General features: G+C 34.8%; 25 protein-coding genes and 1 tRNA gene. 16 read left to right on the forward strand and 10 right to left on the reverse strand.

Annotated features, from left to right (window positions below; genetic code table 11):
• Positions 1–111 precede the first annotated feature (111 nt).
• The 3 genes from AASI_RS02045 to thiL all read left to right on the forward strand — a co-directional run bounded on the left by AASI_RS02045 (position 112) and on the right by thiL (position 2866).
• A complete protein-coding gene (locus tag AASI_RS02045) occupies positions 112–1494 on the forward strand; it encodes a dipeptidase (protein ID WP_012472580.1) in 1383 nt (460 codons plus the stop codon).
• Between the two features lie 211 nt (positions 1495–1705).
• A tRNA-Ala gene (locus tag AASI_RS02050) sits at positions 1706–1779 on the forward strand.
• Positions 1780–1846: 67 nt separating this feature from the next.
• Complete coding sequence (gene thiL, locus AASI_RS02055) at positions 1847–2866, forward strand: thiamine-phosphate kinase (protein WP_012472581.1); 1020 nt, start codon at positions 1847–1849, stop codon at positions 2864–2866.
• Positions 2867–3472: 606 nt separating this feature from the next.
• Here thiL and AASI_RS02060 read toward each other — a convergent pair.
• From AASI_RS02060 to AASI_RS02075, 4 genes are all read right to left on the reverse strand, one after another.
• Positions 3473–3691: a hypothetical protein gene (locus AASI_RS02060; protein WP_012472582.1), complete on the reverse strand. Its 219-nt coding sequence runs from the start codon at positions 3689–3691 to the stop codon at positions 3473–3475.
• 132 nt (positions 3692–3823) lie between these two features.
• Positions 3824–4948, reverse strand: a complete 1125-nt coding sequence (locus AASI_RS02065; protein ID WP_012472583.1) for a hypothetical protein — start codon at positions 4946–4948, stop codon at positions 3824–3826.
• Positions 4949–5048: 100 nt separating this feature from the next.
• Positions 5049–6131: a DoxX family protein gene (locus AASI_RS07540; protein ID WP_012472584.1), complete on the reverse strand. Its 1083-nt coding sequence runs from the start codon at positions 6129–6131 to the stop codon at positions 5049–5051.
• A 1-nt stretch (position 6132) separates the two neighbouring features.
• Positions 6133–6666: a DUF1599 domain-containing protein gene (locus tag AASI_RS02075; RefSeq protein ID WP_012472585.1), complete on the reverse strand. Its 534-nt coding sequence runs from the start codon at positions 6664–6666 to the stop codon at positions 6133–6135.
• 411 nt (positions 6667–7077) lie between these two features.
• Between AASI_RS02075 and AASI_RS02080 the strand changes: the two genes are divergently transcribed.
• From AASI_RS02080 to AASI_RS02130, 13 genes are all read left to right on the forward strand, one after another.
• Positions 7078–7959, forward strand: coding sequence for a hypothetical protein (locus AASI_RS02080; protein WP_148204916.1), 882 nt, complete (start codon positions 7078–7080; stop codon positions 7957–7959).
• A 35-nt stretch (positions 7960–7994) separates the two neighbouring features.
• The gene (locus AASI_RS02085; protein WP_044282746.1) at positions 7995–9305 is read left to right on the forward strand and encodes a hypothetical protein; all 1311 of its coding nucleotides are present in this window, start codon (positions 7995–7997) and stop codon (positions 9303–9305) included.
• Positions 9283–9636: an ankyrin repeat domain-containing protein gene (locus AASI_RS02090; RefSeq protein ID WP_012472589.1), complete on the forward strand. Its 354-nt coding sequence runs from the start codon at positions 9283–9285 to the stop codon at positions 9634–9636. Before AASI_RS02085 ends, AASI_RS02090 begins: the two co-directional genes overlap by 23 nt.
• Positions 9637–9732: 96 nt before the next feature.
• Positions 9733–10872, forward strand: a complete 1140-nt coding sequence (locus AASI_RS07545) for a hypothetical protein (RefSeq protein WP_148204917.1) — start codon at positions 9733–9735, stop codon at positions 10870–10872.
• 12 nt (positions 10873–10884) lie between these two features.
• On the forward strand, positions 10885–11454 hold the full coding sequence (locus AASI_RS02095) for an ankyrin repeat domain-containing protein (RefSeq protein ID WP_238541605.1): 570 nt from the start codon (positions 10885–10887) through the stop codon (positions 11452–11454).
• Positions 11455–11507: 53 nt separating this feature from the next.
• Positions 11508–12008, forward strand: coding sequence for a hypothetical protein (locus tag AASI_RS02100; protein WP_012472592.1), 501 nt, complete (start codon positions 11508–11510; stop codon positions 12006–12008).
• A gap of 11 nt (positions 12009–12019) precedes the next feature.
• Positions 12020–12370: a hypothetical protein gene (locus AASI_RS02105; RefSeq protein WP_012472593.1), complete on the forward strand. Its 351-nt coding sequence runs from the start codon at positions 12020–12022 to the stop codon at positions 12368–12370.
• Complete coding sequence (locus AASI_RS02110) at positions 12367–12705, forward strand: hypothetical protein (RefSeq protein WP_012472594.1); 339 nt, start codon at positions 12367–12369, stop codon at positions 12703–12705. The genes AASI_RS02105 and AASI_RS02110 overlap by 4 nt, the downstream gene beginning before the upstream one ends.
• A gap of 22 nt (positions 12706–12727) precedes the next feature.
• Complete coding sequence (locus AASI_RS02115; protein ID WP_012472595.1) at positions 12728–13222, forward strand: hypothetical protein; 495 nt, start codon at positions 12728–12730, stop codon at positions 13220–13222.
• A gap of 78 nt (positions 13223–13300) precedes the next feature.
• Complete coding sequence (locus AASI_RS09180; protein ID WP_262481532.1) at positions 13301–13423, forward strand: hypothetical protein; 123 nt, start codon at positions 13301–13303, stop codon at positions 13421–13423.
• A 267-nt stretch (positions 13424–13690) separates the two neighbouring features.
• Complete coding sequence (locus AASI_RS02120; protein WP_012472596.1) at positions 13691–14653, forward strand: hypothetical protein; 963 nt, start codon at positions 13691–13693, stop codon at positions 14651–14653.
• Between the two features lie 204 nt (positions 14654–14857).
• A complete protein-coding gene (locus AASI_RS02125) occupies positions 14858–16216 on the forward strand; it encodes a hypothetical protein (protein ID WP_148204918.1) in 1359 nt (452 codons plus the stop codon).
• 9 nt (positions 16217–16225) lie between these two features.
• On the forward strand, positions 16226–16498 hold the full coding sequence (locus AASI_RS02130; RefSeq protein WP_012472598.1) for a hypothetical protein: 273 nt from the start codon (positions 16226–16228) through the stop codon (positions 16496–16498).
• A gap of 432 nt (positions 16499–16930) precedes the next feature.
• Here the strand turns inward: AASI_RS02130 and yajC are convergent, their stop codons facing one another.
• From yajC to AASI_RS02160, 6 genes are all read right to left on the reverse strand, one after another.
• Complete coding sequence (yajC, locus tag AASI_RS02135) at positions 16931–17257, reverse strand: preprotein translocase subunit YajC (protein ID WP_012472599.1); 327 nt, start codon at positions 17255–17257, stop codon at positions 16931–16933.
• A gap of 74 nt (positions 17258–17331) precedes the next feature.
• On the reverse strand, positions 17332–17634 hold the full coding sequence (locus tag AASI_RS02140) for a YtxH domain-containing protein (RefSeq protein ID WP_187146287.1): 303 nt from the start codon (positions 17632–17634) through the stop codon (positions 17332–17334).
• A gap of 58 nt (positions 17635–17692) precedes the next feature.
• Entirely contained in the window at positions 17693–18829 is a 1137-nt protein-coding gene (gene nusB / locus AASI_RS02145) for a transcription antitermination factor NusB (protein ID WP_012472601.1), read from the reverse strand.
• A 114-nt stretch (positions 18830–18943) separates the two neighbouring features.
• Entirely contained in the window at positions 18944–20050 is a 1107-nt protein-coding gene (locus AASI_RS02150) for a Glu/Leu/Phe/Val family dehydrogenase (protein ID WP_012472602.1), read from the reverse strand.
• Positions 20051–20305: 255 nt separating this feature from the next.
• Positions 20306–21304 carry an aspartate-semialdehyde dehydrogenase gene (locus AASI_RS02155; RefSeq protein ID WP_012472603.1) on the reverse strand — a complete coding sequence of 333 codons (999 nt, stop codon included), beginning with the start codon at positions 21302–21304 and terminating at the stop codon, positions 20306–20308.
• Between the two features lie 19 nt (positions 21305–21323).
• A complete protein-coding gene (locus tag AASI_RS02160; protein WP_012472604.1) occupies positions 21324–23219 on the reverse strand; it encodes a putative porin in 1896 nt (631 codons plus the stop codon).
• Between the last annotated feature and the right edge of the window lie 8 nt (positions 23220–23227).

Consider the following 23227-nt stretch of genomic DNA (forward strand, 5'->3'; position numbering starts at 1 on the left):
CACATAGCATTTTAAAATAATATTAATAAATGAGTTTATTAATATATTAGCAAGAATAGCTAACTTCATCCACGTTCGTTCGCTTAATCAACATTTAATTTAACAAACCTTATGGCAAACAATAGGGAATATATAGCAATCCATACAAGCCGATTTATAGAAGAACTTATTGAATTCTTACGTATACCTTCTATCAGTACTCTACCTGAGCATACAGTTGATATAAAGAAAGCAGCCAATTTTGTAAAAGATAGGCTTCTGGCTGCAGGGGTAGATAAAGCTTGGTTAATAGAAACCACTGGACATCCCTTGGTTTATGGCGAGAAAATAGTACACCCCCAACTACCTACTGTGTTAGTATATGGTCATTATGATGTACAACCTGCTGATCCTTATGAATTATGGGAATCAGAACCTTTTGAACCTGTTATCAAGGATAACAAAATTTTTGCTAGAGGAGCTGCGGACGACAAAGGACAAGTTTACATACATGTTAAGGCATTAGAAACCATGGTAGCTACCCAGTCTCTGTCTTGTAATGTTAAGTTTTTAATAGAAGGAGAAGAGGAAAAGGGTTCCGAAGGTTTAACAGCATTTTTGGAAAATCCATACAATCATGACCTTATACAAGCAGATGCTATATTGGTATCTGATACTACCATACTGTCAATCGACCAGCCTTCACTTACAACCGGTCTCCGGGGTATTATATATTTTGAAGTAACCCTCACAGGTCCTAATAGGGATTTACATTCAGGTGTTTATGGGGGTGCCGTAGGCAACCCTATAAACATACTTTGTAAAATGTTAGCCACCTTACATGACGAAAATAGGCATATTACCATTCCTGGATTTTATGACAAGGTGCCTAATCTGACAGATGCAGAACGTACAGAGCTTAACAAGGTGCCTTTTGATTTATTATGTTATCAACAAAGTATTGGTATTGACGAAGTGATAGGTGAGGAGGGATATACTACCTTAGAGCGAGTAGGAATTAGGCCTTCATTGGATATTCATGGTATATGGGGAGGATATATAGGGAAAGGTGCTAAAACAGTGCTTCCTGACCAGGCACACGCTAAATTATCTATGCGCCTTGTTCCTAACCAGGACGCCAATGAGGTAGCTGAAGCATTTACCAAGTATTTTTCTTCTTTAGCACCTAAAGGCACAAAAATACAAATCAAACTCGAACATGGTGGCTGTAATGCTATTGTATTAAGTCAAGACTCAACAGCTTTCCAAGCTGCCCAAAATGCTTTTGAAACTGTTTGGGGAAAACGCCCGCTTGCTACTAGAGAAGGGGGTAGTATCCCTATTATAGCAAAGTTTAGAGAAAAGCTCGGATGTGATATTATTCTTATGGGTTTTAGTCTTGATTCAGATGCTATTCACTCACCTAATGAGCATTTTAGTTTAACTGCTTTTTCTAAAGGAATAAGTACAGTAATTAGCTTCTATGAAAATTTAGCTAAGCTTAGTAAGGGATAAAGGAGATTTACAGTACTTGACTATTGATAGCAGCAATACACAGCAAGCATAATTAAGTGTTGCTATTATAATATATAATCTTCAAGGATTAAGGTAAAGAATTACAAAATGTGTCGAAGTGATATTTTATAGCTACTAAATTTTGTCTTTTTCCTACTTAGTGAATATCTTTGAAGCCAAGGAAGAGAAAGATAAGCATTTATCAATTTTTGGGGAATTAGCTCAGCTGGCCAGAGCATCTGCCTTGCACGCAGAGGGTCATCGGTTCGAATCCGATATTCTCCACAAAACCATACGGTTAACCTTAAGTTGTTACACTTTATATCTTTAGTGTAATAAGTACCTCCATAACATGTCTACATCCCGAACAGAACTTAAAGATTTAGGTAAATTTAAACTTATTGAAACTATTACAGAAAACTTTAAACTTCATCATCCAACTTCCATTCATGGAATTGGAGATGATGCTGCTGTAATTGATACAGGTAATTTTTATATCCTGGTTACTACAAATATGTTGGTGGAAGGGGTAGCCTTTGATCTTACTTATTGCCCCCTTAAGCATGTAGGCTATAAAGCTGTTGTTGGTACCATGGCTGATATTATAGCTATGAATGGTACTCTTGAACAGATAACGGTCAGTATTGCTATCAGTAATCGATTTACCCTAGAAGCTGTGCAGGAGCTTTATCAAGGTATTTATAGAGCTTGCGAGCATTACAAAGTAGATCTAGTAGGCGGTGATACAACTTCTTCTACTTCTGGATTAATTCTTTCTATTACTGCTATAGGAAAGGTAGTCAAAGAAAAGTTATGTTTAAGAAAAGGTGCTAAGCCTTATGATTTGGTTTGCGTAACAGGTGACCTGGGGGCAGCTTATTTGGGACTGCAAATATTAAACAGAGAAAAAAAGATATTTGAGGTAGATCCTCATATGCAGCCAAAGCTAGAACCTTATCAACATCTTATAGAAAGGCAGCTAAAACCAGAGGCGCGTACCGAAATAATACAGCTATTTGACCAAGAAAATATACTTCCCTCTAGTATGATTGATATTTCAGGTGGATTAGCTTCTGGGCTATTGCATATCAACAAAGTTTCTGGCGTAGGGATTACTATTTATGAGAATAAATTACCTATTAACCAGAAAACTTATGAGACTGCTGAGGCGCTTCATCTTTCATCCACGTTATGTGCATTGCATGGCGGCGAAGATTATGAATTGTTGTTTACTATCCCACAAAGCGAGCTTCCTAAAATAGAAAAACACCCTAACATACATGTAATAGGTTATGTTACTGACGTAAGTCTAGGTGTAAAATTAATAACCAACAGTGATGAATCAATAGAGATAAACGCCCAAGGTTGGTGATTGATGGATTAGTATTAATTTTTGTCCTTAGAAAAACTGTGATTCCAAGTTATAGTTGCCTTCTTAATAGTATTGCGATTACTAGTCACTATTTTCACATGGCAAAGCTAGCTTCTTTTGTGCCATCTTGAGACTTCTTTATAACCATTTTTCTCTTACATTCGACATAACATATCTTTATATTCCATAAATTTTATAAGTGCCAAGCGGTGAAGAAGATGCCTAGAAGCTATTATTAAGTAGAATATTGTCCTATAGCATAAAAGATTCTTTCCTTTTTAAAATTACTGAGCTTATGAATAAAAATCATTACTTGTCTATACTAATTTATAGATGGATGTCTTTGGATAAAATTTAAATGTATAACAATGTATGGAAAGTAAAATGATTAAAAGAGGCGAATGCTAATGCCTAAGCTTATTAAAAAAATAAGGGGATGAGTTTATAATTGTATAAACTAATTGGGGCAACTACAATAAATTTTGTCCCAATAAGCGTTAATTATAGACTACATCCCCAAATTGGTTGGTAAGTAACTTTGTATTACTTAATCCGTATATTTGGATAAATTGGTTTTTGCCAGGAATACTGGTAAGTAAGTTTGGATTAGCTTAGATAATCTTTCTTCATATCTTTAACTTTATCCATTCCTTCTCTGACTAATTCTTTCCCTTCTTTACTCAACTCATCATACCTTCTGTGTAAATGATTGATTTGGTTAGCTAATGCTTCTTGTATCATTTTTTTGTCTTTGTCTCTAACCAATAAGCCTAACACAATTCCTGTTGTTACGCCTGCTACAAACGATAATATGTCTTTTTTCATAGTTATCAATTTTTAAATTTCACTTTTTTAATACCCCACTTATCAACCCAACGATTTTTAAATTAATAAAAAAATAGCAATTAACCACAAGAAAAATAAGTTTTTTTGGCTTCTGCTTACGGTATACTATTATTAATTATGACCTTCAACCGGTGTATCTAAGCTAAAACAGGGGCTATACCTTATATATAAACCTGCCTCGTGTTCTAACAGATGGTGGGTTATATCGTAATACGGATTTATCTGTAAAATTAATTTAAGTTTGTTTGTTAGCTTATGTTGAAAGCATAGATGTAGCAATATAAGATGTCTATGCTTGTCACAATAATTTACTTGTTTGTTAGTAATATTGATGGATTGATAAAGTGCATGTCCTAAATTTTCAGAAGAAAATCCATAGCCATTCCAATAACTACCTTGAAGTGTAAACCAATTGTTGTAAAAGATAAGTTGACTAAGAAAAGCATGCCCTGTTTTAAAAGGACGTACTACTTTTTTAACATATCGGTTAGTTATATAATAATTGTTTAAAGAGATATTTTTAAAAAAGCTATTTTCACTTAATTGGAAATCAATACATCCTCCTATTGCGCCTACCCACAAACTAAAATCTTTAATTACTATGCCTTGCCCACCTAGGTGATAGAGCATTAGTTGAAATGGGATTCTTATTGTGGCTGCTGAAATGTGTCCTAGCACTTGCCCAAAAGATAACCCAGCTACTAACTCTTCTGGTGTATTGTTTTGTTTATTCAAAAGTGTAAGCCAATGGAGCCAGATATCTAAAAAGGTATATTGGTTGTTGTAATATATCTGTAGCCCTGTCTCTGGACCATTTATCAAGCTCCTTTCTATATCATATAAAGGCTCGATGAGTCGATGGAAATTATCTCCACGTAGATGGCCTATTACGAAAGTAGTAGCCCGCTGTTGATATTGTAACCTAAAAGTAGGTACAATAAGAGAAAATAATTGAGGTTCAGCCCAGTTTCGCCAGGTGAAGAGGCCAAATGACGTGGTAATGCCCTCTGAAGCTATATACTTTATATAAGGATGTATATGATGCCCAGCTAACGTATGTCCCTCTACAATGGGATTGAAATATTCATTGTTTTTGATAAAACTAAGTGTATGGATATGCAGGCGTAGTAAGGGTGGGTTGTTGCTTACTTTCTCATTGTTTTCTGCGTAAGTAATATATCCATGTAATAGCACAACTATATACAAAAACCAGATAGATGTGCGGGTATAGGTCATGTTAATAGTTCAATATATTTGGTTTATGTTTATATGGGTAAATTGTACCCCTCCTTTGCTTTAATAGAATAGCAAATTGATTGAAAGGCTTATTAGATTATTATTTAAAATTCTCAATAGGCCTTTTGTTAGTAAAACCGAGCCCATCTAGATGCTTTTGTAGTTTGGGTAAATTTTTATAAGACCATTTGCCAACCACTATGCCATCTTGCAACAGTATAAATCCGATATTTGCTTTTATCATAGAGCTTAGTAACCCAGAATTAGCCCATGCCAAACGGACATTAATATCAGTAGGAAGGCTTTCTTTATCAATATGTAGTGGAAGCAGCCATATCAGCTCTATGTGGGTAAGAAGTTGCTTGGAAAGTGCTGTTATTTTTGATGTTGATTGCTCATCTAAATTCGTAAGTCGTTGTATAACACACAAAAGTTTAGTGCCTTGTAATAGCTCTGTTGTTATTTCTTTGTTTTCATCCCAAACAATAAAGCTATTTGCCATAGGATTGCTAAAGCCAGGAGGTAACTCGCCATTTGATAAGTTACCTTGGCTGTCTACTGTTTGTAGTTGAGTTAAATCTTTTAGTTGATTATCAGCTGAAATTGATGTCCCTACCGGATACTTCCCAAAGTCTATAATGGGTAGCTTATGATAAGTATACCAGCCCATATAAGTGCTAAAGATAGCAGCTAATATAAGGATTCCTAAATTCATAAATAAAGGAAATTGATTTTGGCTAGAAGTGTTATATTTATTGATTGTATAAAGTACAAAGAGTATAAATATGTTTTTTAAAAATGATTGACGAGGAGCAAGTGGTATAGCATCGCTCAAACACCCGCAGCTATCAACACGCTTGAGCCATAAAGTATACAAGGTAAGTAAAGTAAAGAAGCCTGTTAAAATAAATAACGCTCGGATTATCCATTTTGTTTGAAAGTTAATGAAAAGTGCTAGTCCTAACACAACTTCTAACAGGCATACGTTTATGGCAAGCAGTAAGCTATATGGTAGAAATTTAAAGAAGATACTACTAACGTCTATGGCAAAGCTATGCAGGTAATTTTCTATTGTCAAGGAGAATCCTATTGGATCATTAAGCTTGATTAGACCAGAAAATAAAAATAATGTACCAACAAATAGCCTTAAGATATAGCTAACAGAGCTAGGTTTTAACTTCATACTATAACTTTAATAAAGCAAAAACTGAGTAATTAATCATATCTTGATAATTAGGAATAACACCTTCTGAAATAAGTGTATTTCCCTGATTGTCTTCTATACGTTTGACTCGTAATAGTTTCATTAAAATAATGTCTATAATAGAGCTCAAACGCATATCTCGCCAAGCTTCTCCATAATCATGATTCTTTGCATCAAGCAGAGCTTTTGTTTTTTGTATTACTTCATTATAGTGAGGCGCAAGCTCTTCATAAGTTATTTCTAAAGGAGCATCTGCTGGTAAAGAAAGTTGTATAAGCGCTATAATGCTATAGTTGATAATGCCAATAAGCTCTGTATCAATATTTTCTGCTACACGTTTTTCTCCTTTTTCTTGAATGGTCCTAATCCTCTGTGCTTTGATCATAATCTGATCGGTAATAGAAGGTAAGCGTAAAATTCTCCAAGCTGTACCATAATCTTTAGTTTTCTTTTCAAAGATGGCTTGGCATTTATTTATAATCTCATCATATGATTGATACGTAGAGCTATGCATGGTATGTGGCTGTGTTATTTATAGAAATTTTGCTAGGCTTAAAGATGGGTTGAATCCTTGGTTTTTGCAATATGTGTTATCTTTTTGTGATAAGAAATTAGCTTGTATAGAAGAATATAAGAAGCAGCTAATTTACTTTTACTTTTTCTAGAATGGATAATTAAGTATATATAAAATTGCCTCTTTTAATATACCACCTTTCTATTTCCTATATTTCTAATAGTAGTAACGAGCTGTTATAAAGTCAATAAGGCCGCACATTATATAGTTACTGCTTATTCTAATACAAAAATTTTCTTAATAAGTCAATAAAATTTTTGCTATTGTTAATAAAGTTTACTTATATACACACCTATGTTAAATATTTATACATTATAAAACGATATAGATACTAAATAACTACACATTAACATGTACTCTTACACCACACGTATTGTTGCTTGTATATTACTGCTGAGTCATACACTCATGAGCTGTCAGAATACTCCACTAGGATTGCCTAGCTCAAACCAGGCTATCAATAAAAATGAATATCAGCAGGAACACCATTTAATAGAAGATAATGTGACTGTGCCTCAAACACCAAGAAGCCCTCATTTTGTATTAACGGCTGCTAATAGGCAGATTGTAGATTTCTCTTACGAGCAAGGTACTTGGCAGGCTAGTTTGAGTTTAACAGAGATCTTCTTAGAAAAAGACAATTTAATAAAGGTGCCTGTATACTATGAGTCTGGCTATACCCTAGAAAAGGTAGCTGCTTGTAGAGTAGCTAAGCAGAGAAAGTTAGTACATATTATACCTAGTAAAGTAAATTCTAAACAGCCTGGCTATGTGTATATAGGAAGAAAAAAAGACCAGCACTCCTTAAGCTATGAGTCAAATAGTGCAACTATGCAAAATGTTTCTCAACCCTTGCTATTAGAGAATACACATCCGTTTGATCTACCTCAATCAAATAATTTAGAATATTCTCAAACTCAAGCTATTGTAGATGAGCCGGGAGTCATGACTAACAATGCATATATGCCAATAAGCCTAGGAGTATCAACTGCAGAATCAAAACATAAAAGAAATAATATGGCTGCTCAGTCAAGAGCTTCTTTTACTGTACGCCAGCAACATACTTTACGGCAGCGTACAAAGAAGGCAGCGTCTAAGTGTAACCAAGCAGAAGGAGTAATTCAAATGGAACCTATAAAATTAGGAGAAGTATTAGTAGATAAGGATTTAACAGATACAGCCATGCCTAAGTTGCCTGTTTCGTTTATAGGAAATATGTCTTTGAACAGTTAAATACACAAACATTTATTCCATCGTACTTGCCTGATATGGGAAGTCGATTGAGTGGCAGGCAAGGGTATTATCAATTAGCTCTTATTCAAAAAGGTATGGAGCAATTTTTACATCAGCTTACTCACGCCATTGATGTAAATAACCCATTCTTAACACCTGCTATTAGAACACGTGCGGGGCATCAAGTGAACTTTGTACAACAGGCCAATCATTGGCTAGCACTTGTCAATGAGAATTCTGCACCTGGTTTCTCACGTACCCTAGCATTGCCGGTTCTTTATCCTACTGGTAGAACACTAGGCCAATTAGAGCGACAAATAATACATACGGTAGAATCTTTACTTACTGCTTCGTCAGAAATACAAAAGAATCTTATACATATCGTATTCCCAGAAAAAGCGTTACAAAAGAAAGGATATGTGTATACAGGGGTAGCCATGGGATTGGAGGGGGGAGGGTTGTGGAGTAAACTTAAAAGTATTGGACGTAGCATAGCACGGTTTGCATGTACGGTTGTATCTGTAGCTGGAAGCGTAGTGTCAACATTACTCACCGGAGACCTACTTGGAGCTATATCAGCAGGAATAGAAGCATTTAATATGTGTATGCAAAAGAGAGAGGCAAGAAAGAGGGCAAGAGAAGAATTAAATACTATCTCTAATTGTCTGGAAAAAGTTGGCGAAGAAGCGCTAAGAAAAGTAAGTGATGTAATTAATACGGAAGTAGATAGAGGTCCTAAAAGTTATATGAATTTCGATAAGATTCTAGCAGAACTCCGTAAGTATAGAGGTGAAATTGTTCATGCAAAAGATGAATTAGAAGAATGGAGAAATGCTCATAAGGAATCAAATTACTTTCTTTACTTCCAAATGGGTGAAGGTGATAAAAATTTCCAAGCAAAAGTGCAAAAGGATGATAAAATTATTTGGGCAGAAGATATAAAATTTTACAACAAAAAAATAAGTTATGCTAGAGAGACAATTAATAAAATAGATAAGTACATAGAAGAAGTTAAAAATAAATGTAGGAATCAAGCATGGAAGGATGTTGAGGAAACAAGCAGGAATGTGGACAATTTGAATACTGAATGTGTTAAAGCAATACGTAGTGATATTGAGAATCTTTCAGTTTCAGGTGGGTTGGACAGTCTTGAATCAAGTTATCGCAGTATGCAGAATCAAATAGCTGCTAATATAAGCATGTTCGAAGAATGGAAAAAACAATCAGCTTTATCTGACGCTGACAAACTTGAAATTGATAATAAGATACAAAGACAAAAAGACAAGCTAGCGGGAATGCAGCCCGAAAAAGACTTACTAGAGTATGCAAAAAAAAGATTCAAATAACCTAGCAAGAATACAGAAAATAGCACAAACTGCTAATGAAAGTGATATGGATGTTCTACTAGAACACTGCAAAACTGCAATTATGAAGGGTGAACTTTTTCTAGTTGCATACATGGTTGAATATAAATACTTACCATTAAAGCAAAAAGATCTATTAGGAAATACTCCTCTACATCAAGCAGTAATGAAGGATCAACCCCAAATCACAGATTATTTAGCAAGAAAGGATAGTTCAGCTATTCTGGATGAGAATGACTTAGATGAAACTCCTCTTAGTTTAGCTAATGATAAGCCGGAGATAAAAAGGATATTCGAATCATATTTGAAATAAAAATAATTAAAAGGAACTCCCATTTAAATAGATAAAGTTATGTATAGCTACAACTACAGTAAACAAATTGCCGCTTGGATAATATTAATTAGCCATATGTTAACCAGTTGTACCGGGCCTAACTTATCAATACCAGCAGCAGTACCGGTCCAAAAGAGTGCGTACGAACAACAGGTAGATAAAACATTTGAAGATGAGCATTGTTCTCCATGTGTTACAGTTGATGGCAAGTATATTACGTTTGTACAAGTAGCTGGTGAGTGGTGGGCAGAAATAAGAGAAGCTGCATCGTCCGGTGAGAATTTGTCTAGCCAGCAATTACCAGTTGTATTTGAACCAGGCTACGCCCTAGCAACATTATTTAATAGTACTCCAGCTGAACAAACACAACTGATACATATAGTGGTTAGAGTAAATGGTGAAGAGCGGGCAAGTTATGTCTATATAGCTAGAGAAGCTATGTCCCTTCCTACACAAGCTAATCATACATCTGAAATTCAAGTTAATAGTACAGGTGATACTAATCTAAAACTAATAGCAACTTCAGAAAATATTACTCCTTTACAAAAGTTCTCTACTAGTACCACGCAACCAATTTCTTCTACAACTAGTACAGCTACCTTGCCTACTAAATATTATAGTAGCCCGTTTGGCAAGCAGCCAACTGTACCAGTAAATAAGCTTAAACGTACAGCTGAATCTTTATTGCCAGTAAAAAATAAATCTGTGTGCTCGCAACGCATATCACAACATAAGCAACTAGCACCGCGTTTACAAAAGTTGCAAACTTTAAAAGATGAGAAAAAGCATAAAAAGGGTTACACTGATAGCATAACAGCTGCTAGGCATAAGGTTAGTCTAAAAGAGGAAATACCAATCTTAATAGATAATGCGCTTGAAACAGATATTCTTACAGAAGAGCCCTCCTATTTCATCACGGCAGATGGGTATTCCATTAAGTTTGTTCGGCAAGGAACTAAATATATAGCTATTGTAAAGGATAAATTTTTTGCTGGATTCAGTAGAGCTTCATATCTCCCGGTCTATAATAGTTTGGGTATATCTATTAACAAATTAGCTAGTTATAATCCTCTATGGCATAAATATCATATACATGTATGTCCACCTGAAAAGGATAAAGATGGAAAAGGATATGTATATATAGGGAATAGTGGAATAAAGGGAGGGGGATGGACACCTTTGCATGATGCTGTTAGCTGGGGTAATATAGAGTAGGTTAAGCAGCTGATAGCTAGGGGGGTAAGTTTAGATGAGACGGATAGTTCTGGTTATACTGCCTTACATAGAGCAGTAACAGGAGGTAAAGTAGAGATAGTAAAATTATTGTTAGATGCGGGAGCAGATAAAGAAGTAAAAAGGAAAGATGGTGATACTGCTTTGCTCGATGCAATATTCTGGAATAAAGTAGAGATAGTAAAGTTATTGTTAGATGCGGGCGCAGATAAAGAAGCAAAAGATCGTCTTGGTAATACTGCTTTACTCAGGGCAATATTCTGGAATAAAATAGAGATAGTAAAATTATTGCTAGATGCAGGAGCGGATAAAGAAGTAAAAGACAAAGATGGGAATACGATACTGCATATGGCAGCTGCGCGGGGCTATACAGAAATAATTAAATTATTAGTCAATGCAGGGGTAGATGTAAATGCAAAGGGAGTATTAGATATTACTCCTTTTATGGCAGCATTCACGGAGGGAGAGATAGAATCAGCCCTATTGCTAATTTCATTCGGTGCAAATATAAACAGTAAGATGGAGGGTGGAGCTACGATTTCACATTTTTTAATACCCTGTTAGACTTATGTGTACCTGGTAGTGAGCTAATAAAATCAGTTTTAGGGACTGTTCCTATGCCTGAAACCCCAGAAGAATGGGCTGGCCTAGCTTTAACAGTAGGTTTAGATTTTGTACCCTTTGGTAAAGCACTTAAATTTTTGATAGGACCCGGTAAAAAGGTAGTACATGGTAAGGTGAAGAATTTGCTTATTGGTTTGTTAAAAAAACGAGAAAAAAAGATATGCACTAAATTTTTAAAATCTCTAAATAAAAGAATATCTATTCAAAAGCAGGCCCGACATGTAGCTGGTACAGCTGAAAAGGGAAAAGGGTTTATGCATAGTCTAGAGGATGCGCAAGCCGTTTTAGATGCCATACATGCTGGTAAAGCAGAATTTATTGGTGTTTCTAAAGCAGGGCATCAAGTTTTTCGAGTTAATGGTATAACAGGCACTCATGTTAATGTTCGGGAAAAGGTAATTGGACAGAGAACAAATGTATTTGCAATTAAAGGAACTATTAACCCTAGTATAGTGCCTACCAAACCAGATTTTAAGCCGTTTTTTAGAATTTAAAATAATATTTTATGTCCTTAAAGCCTTTTTATAGTTATAGTTCTGAATATTTAGAAAGGGTAAGTTTAAAATACACTTTAGTAAGAGCCTTTTTAGTAGAGGCTCCAAAAAACTTATTGGATATAAGCTATACTGTTGAAGATAAAGAGTTAATAATTCAAGTAGTTTTAATTCACAATACAACATTAGAAGATGAAGTAAGAATTTTATCTCAACTACAGGAAAACTTACCTAATCTTAGTATAAATCTCCATAAATTGTTTGTATCCAAAGAAGATTTTAATAAAGATAGAGGATGCTGGTTACCAACTTCTTATAAGTGGTTAGAATATCTATTATTTTCTAAAGCTGAAGTATTATGAAGACTCTAGAATACAAAAAAGAATATGAAGTGAAAGCACAAGTATGTGAATTATCTGATGCCTTACACCGTAATATTAACGATAATTTCAAAAGTGTTTCTTTAGAAATTTATGAAGATAGAAAGGTATTGGTAAGAATTATATTAAGCAAAAGAACGCAAGCCGAAGAAGAATATATTGAGGATTTAGGGTGCGAATTTGAAATGCAATTTGAACAAACTAGCCGCTACAATGATCTTATTGATATCGAAGTAGTATTAGTTGGTGAAAAACCTCCTTTACCTCATATTGTCTACCAAGTAAAAGGGTTCGACCCTAAAATAGAAGCATATTGAAAACTGATATAGCAACTGATGTATGTTTAATAATAATTATAGAAATATATTAATAGCAATAGTGTTATTTATCTTGTCTATTCTATATATAGCATGTGGTTGTGGCAACTACGATTATGTGGCTACTAAATATATTAGCAAAGGAGAAATAACTACAGGTATGATAGAGGACGTAGAAACAGCTATAGAAGAGCAGATGAAAGGAAAACCTCAATCATATTCTAACTTTATTAGAAGTCAGTTTAGCCCCTTATTAGAAATTCTAAAAAAATTGCAAAAAGGAGAAGAAACTGATATTCCATCCAATATAATAGATGCTGCTGCCGAGTTAGGAAAACCTAAAGTAGTACAAGCATTTATGGATATTATTACTGGGGATAAACAATATATGGACGATATACAATATATAAGATTAAAATATGAACTAAAGGCCAACCTAGCTATAGCAAGGATGAATGCTAGCAGGGCTAAGTTAGCAAAGGAATTAAGGGCAGCTAGGGCAGCAAGAAGCTGTTAAAAAAGCACAACAAAAAGAACAACAGAAAAGTGGAAAATAAAAATAAAAGATTAGAGAAAAAAACGGATTTAAATGCTAATGGGGCATGGTTTGGTCTTTGAACAATTAGTAGGAATAGATTATAGTACCGAGAAAGAATTCCTTTTTTCTGATGATAAAAATTCTCATAAAGATGGGACATATGCTGCTACTATAGAATAAATGACCAGTTTGGAGATTCACGATAAGGAGAGGGTACTAGCAAGAATTATATTAAGTAAAAGACTGAGGTTGAAGAAGCTTATATTGATGATTTAACAGCAGAGTTTGAGATACAGTTTGGACAAACCAACCGAGACGACGATTTTATAGGTGTTGAAGTAGTATTAGCTGGAGAGAAGCCACCTTTGTTCCATATTGTATATCAAGAAAAGGGATTTACCCCATAAGTATGAATAAAAAATAAGAATTTCTTAAAGTAATTGATATATGTGTATCCATAGCCGCCATACCCACACTCTAAAGCTGATAGCCTTATTGCTATTACCTATTTTATATGTAAAATGTGACTGTACAAACAAATACATTGGACGAGGAGAAGTGACAGAAGCTATGATAGAAGATGTAAAAAAGTCTATAGAAGAATATAGTAAACAGCATCCTCAATTAGATAAAAACTTCGTTAATACAAAGTTTGCTCCTCTATTAGAAACGCTTGAAAAGTTGCAAAAAGGAAAAGAGACAGACATTTCAGAAAGTATCATAGATGCTACTGTAGAGTTAGAACAGTTTGATACTATACAGGCATTCATACAAATTGTAAAGCGAAATACTAAAAATAATAAGTCGTGTAAACTGCTATTTAAACTAGAAGTAGCGAAATCTATACATAAAATCCAGGCTAGTACTGAAGCACTACTTAAAGAAACCCAAGCTACTTCTGTCGAAGAAAGGCTTAAAGATGCACATAGAGAAGCAGAGTTAAAAGAAAGGAGAGAAAGAATGGATAAGAATATTGCAACCATACAGCAAGAAGTAGAGCAACTATGGCGTGATGAAGAACAGGAGGGAGGTGTTAGAAAAAGGCAATATTTTATAGCTGCAACTAGGCAGGGAAACATGCGACGCATCAAGGGATACATTCAAGATCTAAAAGACGACCTATCTGAAATAAGTAATTCAAATAGAGGGTTTCCTGACGAGCAAAAGAAAGATGCCAAGTTTATATTTAAACGTATAGCCAAAGAAAAGCAAGAGCTAGAAGGTGCATTAGAAGATCTTGACTACTTTATCAACCATCCAGGAATAGATCCATTAGCTAAGTATACTACAGCAGACATAGAACTAGTAAAAAGTTTACTAAAGGGGTTGGAAGAACATAAAGAAGAGATGCATACAATATTAGCTTCGAAGGGAGAAAACTTATCTGATTATGAGTCTAATATCTCATAAGGAAATGGAAGTACGGAGCACGAGTTAGAAAAATATAAGTAAAGTGGTTTAATGGCCCCTTGATTTAGGTAGTTAGTCATGTAGGCATTGAAGTAGTATTAGTTGGGTAGAAGCCATCTTTGTCCCATATTGACTATCAAGCAAAGGGATTTACCCCATAAGTATGAATAAAAAATAAGGATTTCTTAAATTAATTGATAATATATGTGTATCCATAGCCGACATCTCCACACTCTAAAGCTGATAGTATTGTTACTATTAGCTACTTTATACGCAAAATGTAATTGTACTAACGGGTATATTGGAAAAGGAGAAGTAACAGAAGCTATGATAGAAGATATTAAAAAAGCGATAGATGAGCATATCAAAGAGCATCCTCAGTTAAATGCAGATAGTGTTAGATTAGAATTTAGCCCTTTACTAGCAACACTTAGTAAACTAGAAAAAGGAGAAGAAACAAACATATCATTAGAAGTAGTGGATGCTGCTGCAGAGTTAGGGCAACCTGCTGTTGTGCAAGCGTTCATAGATATTATAACTAGAGAGGTTCAAGACGTCAAATTAAAGTATAGGTTAAATGCTAGCTTAGAAATAGCAGAAATGCGTGCAGAGAGTGATGCAGCAGTCAGAAAGTTAGAAGAGGCCAGGGAGCAAGCTGCAAAGAAAGAGGCAGAGCAAAAAGAAGAGCGGAGAAAAGAAAAAGAGAAGATAGAACAGCAAATCGAGCATCTAGAAAATGAGAGTTTACAAATACTTGTAAAACGTCGTCTGGCTGAAGAACAAGCAGAAATAGGAATAGTTAAGCCTACACAAATTTTTATACCTTCTTCTCGAAGAGGTAATTTGAGAAGATTTGGTGAGTATACTAGAATCTTCCGAGAAGAGCTATTAGAAACTAATACAGCTCAAGGCTTAACTGAGAAGCAACAAAAAGATATAAGTTATATTCTAAAGTGTATAAACAAAGAAATTATTGAAATAAAAGAGGCTTTAGTAGTTATTCAGTATACCAAAGAACATCCAGGGAATATTCAGTTTCACCAAAACTATAGACCTGAACATTTAGAAATAGCTAATGAGCTTTTAGCAAGCTTATATAAGTATAAGGAAGAATTGGGGCAACTTTTAGCTACAAAAGGCGGAAATTTATCTGATTATGAAGAAGAACAAGAAGGAGAAACGGAGGAGGAACAAGTAGCCTACAGAGAACTAGAAGAAGAAATCAATGCGCCTACTGATGCCATAGAATTAGTAGAGGATAGCCATAAAGACATGCAGGCTTTATTAGGAAAAATGGACGGTAGTGATACTAAGCGTAGAGAGCTGAAAGCAGAGGCCGAACAGCTAGCCACCCATGTAGCCAATATATCAGAGGTATTTAAAGCCCAACGTAGAGCTACAGAAAAGCTTTATTTCAATTCAGATGTTAAAGATTATGTTAATCGTCCTATTCTGGAAGGCATTCAGAAGATTCAGTTTTTACGAGCATGTATAAATAGTTTAGATAATTCACTGCTTTATTTTTGTAATCAATTTGTTATTCAGTTGCCTGTTGTGCCTTAAGTTCCTATTTTGGATAAGGAAACATTAAGAAAGACATTCAATAGACTGGTAGACCTTTTAGTTCCTGGTAGCGAGTTAGTAAAAGCAGCATTAGGGACTTGCCTTTTACCTCAAACACCGAAAGAATGGGCAGAGCTAGGAGTAAAAGCAGGTTTTGATTTTATACCTTATTATGGCAAAGAATTAAAGGTGTTAGCTGGTCCTGATAAACCTGCTTTACAGAAAAAAATAAAAGATTTACTTGTTAAGTTGATTGAGAAGCGGACATCGAAAGGTAAATAATATAAATTTTAGTAAAGTAGAACAGACGAAATACAAGAATATAAAAATAATAAGCCGCTTTATCTGTATTAGCGTGGTGAGCTGATAAAAAAGCAACGAGCAGTTGTGCTATACTCTGTCAATATTTATATCATTAGATAGTACCCGTTTCACGTATCTACCCAAAATAGAATTACTGTTTTTAGCTTGAAGAACATACTTGGTTCTTCAAGATTAGAGCTGCCAAGCAATCACAAAAGTCATCTCTATACACAACCATAAAGTATGCTTTTGTCAATTGCTTAGTTAGGGGAGAAATATGTGCTTTTGGTTAAATTTAAAGAGTGTAGACACGTGAACACCTATATTAGGTAAGTATTCTGAGGTCATTGCTGAGCTACATTTAGATGTGCTGAGGAGATAAAATATTTTACTCCTAACGGAAGCAACAACCTATTTTTGTGGTTGCTGCAATTTTTTAGTTGCTTCTATGGAGATAGCACTCTTAGAAATGCTGATTTTAGTTCCTCTGTTATCTACTTCTAAGGTAACTATGTTGTCTTCTATATCATGTATTTTACCGTGAATACCTCCAATGGTTACTACATTATCTCCTTTCTTGATATGGTCGATAAAGCTGCGTTGGTCTTTCTGTCTTTTTTGTTGCGGACGAATCATAAAAAAGTAAAAGACTAAAACAAAGCTAGCAATAAGTGCTATTTGTTTTACATCAATGCCTTTTGCAACGGTCGCTTCTAATAAAATGATATAATTAAACATAATAGTTAAAGGTTAAACGTATGGAGTGTCTAAGTTATATTAAAAGAATGACTTAAACAATTTAAAAATGAGGATTATTTCCCATCCAGTTGATTGGATAATAATTCGGCTGCTTCTAAAATTTTCTTTGCCTTTTTTACTGTCCTCTCAATCACTTCTTGGCTAGCAGCTTTAGCAGTATTATCTATTGTTATGTCATGGTGAAAAGGAGCCATATGTGTAAACATCCTTTTTATATTTTGTAATACCTTTCTGCATTGATACACTAAAAAACCCCTAATAGTTGCGCCTCCAGTAGGAGAAAATAACATGCCTACTAGTGTACCTAAAGCTAGTCCGACCAATAATGTAATAATACTTGAAGAACGTTTTTGCATACCCATATACCAAGATTTTTAAGATTCTTTTATTAAAGATTCTTTCAAGATATTGTTTTTAAATGGTTTTTGCAATAGTATCTAAGACACCATTAATAAATTTGCTGCTTTTAGCGGTGCTATATTTTTTTGCTAAATCTACATATTCATTAATAGCTACTTTAGTAGGTATACTATCAAAATATTTCATTTCGCATAATCCCATTTTGATGATAATTCTATCTAAAAGTACTGTTCTTTCTATAGACCAGTTTTTTATATGTTGCTGTATCAGATTATCTATAAATTTTTCTTGCTCTAAAGCAGTAGCTATTAGCTTATCATAAAAAGAAGCAGCATTGGTTCCTATCTGCATGGCATCTTCTATCTCTTTTACCAGTAACTCGATATCTGATTTTGATAATAATTCATGCAACAGCTTTTTAACAACAGACTTATGTTCTATCCAACTTAAGTCTATATCATTAAAGAAATTCTGAATGTCTTCCTGTGTAAAAATAATATCTTCTACAAGGTACTTTATAAGTGCTTGTCCTTGTCCTGCATTGTCTGTAATGGATGTATCACTAGTTAATATGGGAGCTTCTTTAATAAATTGGTTATACCACCTCACTATTACATCCATATGAGGTTCCCAGCTAGCTTTATATTGCTGTGTAAGATCTAAAAAAGTATTATTTGTTTGCAAATGCCCTAATAGCTCGCTCTGCGCTAGCACTATAGGATATGTAATACCAGCTTGTCGCAGCTGGCTGGCTTTTTGTGATTGTTGCTGTGCTATCTGGAACCATTCAACAAGCAATTGTAAAATCAGTAGATAAGTGTTCCGAATGCTATCTATTGCTGCTCCCCAGCCGTTTCCTAATATTTTTGAATCTTGTGTAAGGTTAAATTTATAGCTAGCCCATACTTTTTTTGCAGTTTCTTGTATTACGGCACTGTAATTATGTTGTATAGGCAAGTGTATTTTGTCCTCAGATACCCAAGAATTAAATATTAATGTGGCTTGAGATTTCTCTTGGGCTAACTGTTCTTCACTTACTGGAGTGCTTGCAAAGACATCAGGAATAAATTCAAGCTTGATTTGCTCTAAAGCGTTTTGGTAATTTGCTTGTTGGTTAATATAAAACGCATAAAGATTTTGTAGAGCTTTAATGCGAACAAAGCGGCGATTAATAATGGGTTTATCTATCACAACAGGTTAACTTGTATGTGTTCTAAATTTATAAAAGAAAGCCTTAATTACCTGCTTACTTAACTAAGATATAGCTTATCTGTTATAAAGTAAGCAGGATTTTTTAACTAAGACTTATGCCAATCGTGCGTTTCTTACAGATTGTATTCTTTGTTCTGCTAGACGTATGGCTGCTTCTTGGGTTGGTATATTATCTTGTGCAGACTGCTGTAATATGGTTAAGCAAGTTGTATAAATATTTTCTACTTGTTGGTGGGCTAGTTCTGCGTTATAGTTACCATAAAACTCAGTATGTACATTAATAACACCTCCTGCATTAACCAAAAAGTCCGGTGCATAGATCATGCCTTTTTCAAGTAACATGCGGCCATGTTTATGTTCATCCGCCAATTGGTTGTTAGCCGCGCCTGCAATAGCTTGGCATTTTAATTTAGCTATAGTCTGGTCATTGATGGTTGCTCCCAATGCACATGGAGCATAAATATCCATATCAAGTTCATAGAATGCTTCAGCATCTTGTACTACCTGTACGTTGTATTCTTTTGCTATTGCTGCTAGCCTACCTGGTAAGATATCAGTAATATAAATAGAAGCACCCTCTTTAGACAGGTAATCAACTAGCATGGCTCCCACTTTTCCAACTCCCTGTATCCCAATTTTTTTACCTGCTAAGCTATCGCTTCCATAAGCTTTTTGAGCCACTGCCTTGATGCCCATATAGGTACCATAGGCTGTTAATATAGAAGGATCTCCACTGCCTTGATATACCGCAGGCAGCCCTACTATATATTTAGTCTCTTTAGCAATATGCACCATATCATACATCGTAGTATTTACATCTGGGGCTGTAATGTAGCTACCGTGCAAGCTTTCTACAAATTGTCCATATTTACGTAGATAAGCCTCATTCTTAAGCTTATTTACGTCTCCTATGATAACAGCTTTAGCTCCTCCTAGGTCTAGACCGGCTACAGCAGACTTATAAGTCATTCCTTTAGAAAGCCTTAACGCATCTACTAAAGCATGTTCTTCTTGTGTGTAGTCCCATATACGTGCTCCTCCCAAACCAGGGCCAAGTATTGTATTATGAATAGCTACGATGGCTTTAAGCCCTGTAGCTTCATCATAATGGTAAATAACCTTTTCGTGTTTATTAGTTATGATGGATTCTAGGGGCATGTTTCCTTGCCCTTGTGGTAGGGCAGATTCTGTTATTTTCATGGATGTATAATACTATTTTTAACTAATGCGTGAAGATAGTTCCTTTGTGGCTTATTAGCACATTTTTTTATAAAATAAACTTGCACATTTTTTGATAATACCTATAATATGTATAGCTATTATATATATAATTCTAAAGGCTCTCATAAGCATGAAACTTATGATTATGCTTCGTGTATACAACTATATAACAGCCATTTGTTAATTAAAAAATATTAAGCTTATTATACATTGAACAATAGATGCTCTATCTAACTAATTTGAAAGGTAATGCTGTGCTTGCAAGTATTCTGCAATTTGAATGGCATTAGTTGCAGCTCCTTTTCGTAGGTTATCAGCTACTATCCATAAATTTAATGTTGCACGCTGTGATTCATCCCTTCTTATTCTACCTACGAAAACTTCATTTCTATTCTGTGCTATTATAGGCATAGGATACTGACTCTCTTGTATATTGTCTTGTACCACTAGTCCTGGACTCTGTTTGAGCGTTTGTATAACCTCTTTTATGCTAAAATCTTGCTCAAAAGCAGCATTAACAGCCATAGAGTGTCCGCCCAGTACAGGAACTCGAACTGCTGTTGCTGTCACTTGGATAGATTCGTCATTGAGTATTTTTCTAGTTTCATTGACTAATTTTATTTCCTCCTTGGTATAGCCATTCTCTAAAAAATCGTCTATATGAGGTATAAGATTTAAATCAATAGGATGCGGATAAGCTGATGGAGTCTGCGGAGTGCCTTTTCGTTCCGATAAAAGTTGTTCTATGGTGGCTTTACCACTACCTGTTACTGCCTGATAAGTGGAAATGACAAGTCTTTTTAATTGATATAGCCTGTGCAGTGGAGCTAATGCCATCACTAACTGGAGTGCTGAACAGTTAGGATTAGCAATGATTTTATCTGAAGCTGTTAATAGATGAGCGTTTATTTCTGGTACAATTAGCTTATAATTAGGATGCATGCGCCAGGCAGTCGAATTATCAATAACGGTAGTCCCTATTTCTGCAAAACGTGGTGCCCATGTTAAGGATATTTCTGCACCTACCGAAAATATAGCGACTGTTGGCTTAGCAGCTAACGCTGTATCCAGACTGATAAGTTTATAGTCTCTATCTTTAAAAAAGATAGGTTGTCCCTCAGAATTCTCTGAAGCTACTAACAGCAGCTCTTTTACAGGGAACTGGCGTTCTTCTATGAGCTTAAGTAAGGTGCTTCCTACAAGGCCTGTAGCACCTATGATAGCTAGTTTCATATAGATCAATTATATTATCCTAATTGAATAAAGACCAACTAAAACCTAGATCTATAGACCTAAGCTGTCCTGGATAAAATGGTGTTACAAAATATCCTGGTTTGGATAACAATCCTTGGTTGACATGTACAACTTTTAAAAAACCTCTAAAAGTTTTAATTCTAAAGTTGAAAAATAATTCAATAATAGGATAGGAATATACGTTAAAATCGTCTTGTCTAAAAAATTGTTGTGTGATAGGGTCATATCCATCAGCATGATAACTAGATTTCCAATTACATTCTATACCCGTCTCAATCTCTGATTTGCCTTTATAAAAAGTTTTGGCATAGTATGACCTGACGTTAGTATACCATTTAGGTATTCTAAAAGCGTTAGCAGCTGGTCCCCCTACTTGTGTAGAAGCTATCTCAGTATCTAGATGAAAATATGTCAATAAACTTATGTTGATATTAGTACCCCAAGTTATGATATGGGCGTACTCTTTTTCCTGATGTGGTTCTATAAGTGTACTAAAAGTGCCAGCAGAATCAACATGTTGGAAATAAATGGGGGATTGGATATGGACGAATCTTCCATAGGGTTTCACTAATACACCAGGTAATGGTATGCGGCATGATCCTTCTAGTTGCCGCCCTACAGGAGGTTTAAAATTTTTATTCCAATTTCGATAAACACTCTCATAGCGTAGTGATAAAAACGAGGGCCTATATTTAACTTGGTCGTACGATAATTCAAGTATAGAGCCCTTATAAGAAGTATGTATTTTATAGAAGTCACCTTGCAAATATTCACCGTGCAAATGTATAAAATCTATATTATCCCTAACATTTATGCGAGTATAAAGCCCTAAGTAATATTCTGCTAGTGTTCTTGGAAGTAAATTAATTTTTTCTAGCTTAATTAATTTCTCACGTGTATAATATTGGTAAAATATACGGTTTATTTTCCCCTTAATTCCCCATTCGTTGGAAAATGTTTGCATGGTTGTGCTATCCTCAATACTGTCTAGTTTATTTAACAAATTACCTGCTAAGAATGCTTTGGACTTGGCATTTAGAGTTCTAGTTGTAAAATAATTATTAGTATTTCTTACCATGACCTCCTGGTATACCTGTAGTGGTTCCGCATAAACTGCTTGATGGTATAGGTAATATTGTTGCCTTAGTTCTCCGCTTTCCACACTATCTGCAGTGGATAAGTTGTTGTTAATTATTGCTTTAGCCTCTAGCCATTTATCTACCTTACTATCTTTACCTACAATACCTCCTGTATCTCTGTTACGATGCTCTTTTCTATAAAAACTTACTAAAAGCTGATATCTTTCGTTATCAGTTTTATAATGACCAAACAATGTAAAAGGATAAGTAATTACCTGCCTATCATAAGGAATTTTTGAGGGGATATATTCTCTATCAGACATTATGGTTTCAAACATAGCACCTAAATGCCAGTTTTTATTAAAGCTTCTAGCATGACAACCTTCAAATGAGTAACTGCCATAATTAGCAAAAACTACTGTACCATCGGTGTAAGGAGCTTTTGTATCATAATATCTTTGATGGCTTGGATTTCTGAAATATGCATCATAAACATAAAAACCACTATGAGCTCCAATTGCTTGCGGTAAGGTATAAAAAATAGATTTGGTGGCTGTCCCCTCATTCCCAAGGTCTTGAACTTTATAGGCCATTTTTTGCTTAAAAGTAAAACGGTCTATTTTTTCAATATTTACAGATAAAGGCTTGAAGCCTGATATATTGTATTTTAAATCAGCTGGTGTAAGGAAAAAGGTTGTGTGCAGACCATGTACATCATGAGTACTATCATCTAAAAACTCTTGTTCCTGTGCCTTAAGGTTATTAAACCATCCTAGAAAAAAGGCAATAAGACATATATATGAGCGATATGACACAAGGGTAA

Origin of the sequence: Candidatus Amoebophilus asiaticus 5a2 (assembly GCF_000020565.1) — a bacterium.
GTDB classification, from domain to species: domain Bacteria; phylum Bacteroidota; class Bacteroidia; order Cytophagales; family Amoebophilaceae; genus Amoebophilus; species Amoebophilus asiaticus.

What these genes read in the sequence shown, in the direction of transcription:
- AASI_RS02045 (WP_012472580.1), top strand. Translation starts at nt 112, where the DNA reads ATGGCAAACAATAGGGAATATATAGCAATCCATACAAGCCGATTTATA.
- yajC (WP_012472599.1), bottom strand. Translation starts at nt 17,257, where the DNA reads ATGTTTAATTATATCATTTTATTAGAAGCGACCGTTGCAAAAGGCATT.
- AASI_RS02150 (WP_012472602.1), bottom strand. Translation starts at nt 20,050, where the DNA reads ATGAAAATAACAGAATCTGCCCTACCACAAGGGCAAGGAAACATGCCC.
- thiL (WP_012472581.1), top strand. Translation starts at nt 1,847, where the DNA reads ATGTCTACATCCCGAACAGAACTTAAAGATTTAGGTAAATTTAAACTT.
- AASI_RS09180 (WP_262481532.1), top strand. Translation starts at nt 13,301, where the DNA reads ATGGGGCATGGTTTGGTCTTTGAACAATTAGTAGGAATAGATTATAGT.
- AASI_RS07540 (WP_012472584.1), bottom strand. Translation starts at nt 6,131, where the DNA reads ATGAAGTTAAAACCTAGCTCTGTTAGCTATATCTTAAGGCTATTTGTT.
- AASI_RS02105 (WP_012472593.1), top strand. Translation starts at nt 12,020, where the DNA reads ATGTCCTTAAAGCCTTTTTATAGTTATAGTTCTGAATATTTAGAAAGG.
- AASI_RS02060 (WP_012472582.1), bottom strand. Translation starts at nt 3,691, where the DNA reads ATGAAAAAAGACATATTATCGTTTGTAGCAGGCGTAACAACAGGAATT.
- AASI_RS02080 (WP_148204916.1), top strand. Translation starts at nt 7,078, where the DNA reads ATGTACTCTTACACCACACGTATTGTTGCTTGTATATTACTGCTGAGT.
- AASI_RS02110 (WP_012472594.1), top strand. Translation starts at nt 12,367, where the DNA reads ATGAAGACTCTAGAATACAAAAAAGAATATGAAGTGAAAGCACAAGTA.
- AASI_RS02120 (WP_012472596.1), top strand. Translation starts at nt 13,691, where the DNA reads ATGTGTATCCATAGCCGCCATACCCACACTCTAAAGCTGATAGCCTTA.
- AASI_RS02100 (WP_012472592.1), top strand. Translation starts at nt 11,508, where the DNA reads ATGCCTGAAACCCCAGAAGAATGGGCTGGCCTAGCTTTAACAGTAGGT.
- AASI_RS02085 (WP_044282746.1), top strand. Translation starts at nt 7,995, where the DNA reads ATGGGAAGTCGATTGAGTGGCAGGCAAGGGTATTATCAATTAGCTCTT.
- AASI_RS07545 (WP_148204917.1), top strand. Translation starts at nt 9,733, where the DNA reads ATGTTAACCAGTTGTACCGGGCCTAACTTATCAATACCAGCAGCAGTA.
- AASI_RS02065 (WP_012472583.1), bottom strand. Translation starts at nt 4,948, where the DNA reads ATGACCTATACCCGCACATCTATCTGGTTTTTGTATATAGTTGTGCTA.
- AASI_RS02140 (WP_187146287.1), bottom strand. Translation starts at nt 17,634, where the DNA reads ATGCAAAAACGTTCTTCAAGTATTATTACATTATTGGTCGGACTAGCT.
- AASI_RS02115 (WP_012472595.1), top strand. Translation starts at nt 12,728, where the DNA reads ATGTTTAATAATAATTATAGAAATATATTAATAGCAATAGTGTTATTT.
- AASI_RS02090 (WP_012472589.1), top strand. Translation starts at nt 9,283, where the DNA reads ATGCAAAAAAAAGATTCAAATAACCTAGCAAGAATACAGAAAATAGCA.
- AASI_RS02075 (WP_012472585.1), bottom strand. Translation starts at nt 6,666, where the DNA reads ATGCATAGCTCTACGTATCAATCATATGATGAGATTATAAATAAATGC.
- AASI_RS02155 (WP_012472603.1), bottom strand. Translation starts at nt 21,304, where the DNA reads ATGAAACTAGCTATCATAGGTGCTACAGGCCTTGTAGGAAGCACCTTA.
- AASI_RS02125 (WP_148204918.1), top strand. Translation starts at nt 14,858, where the DNA reads ATGTGTATCCATAGCCGACATCTCCACACTCTAAAGCTGATAGTATTG.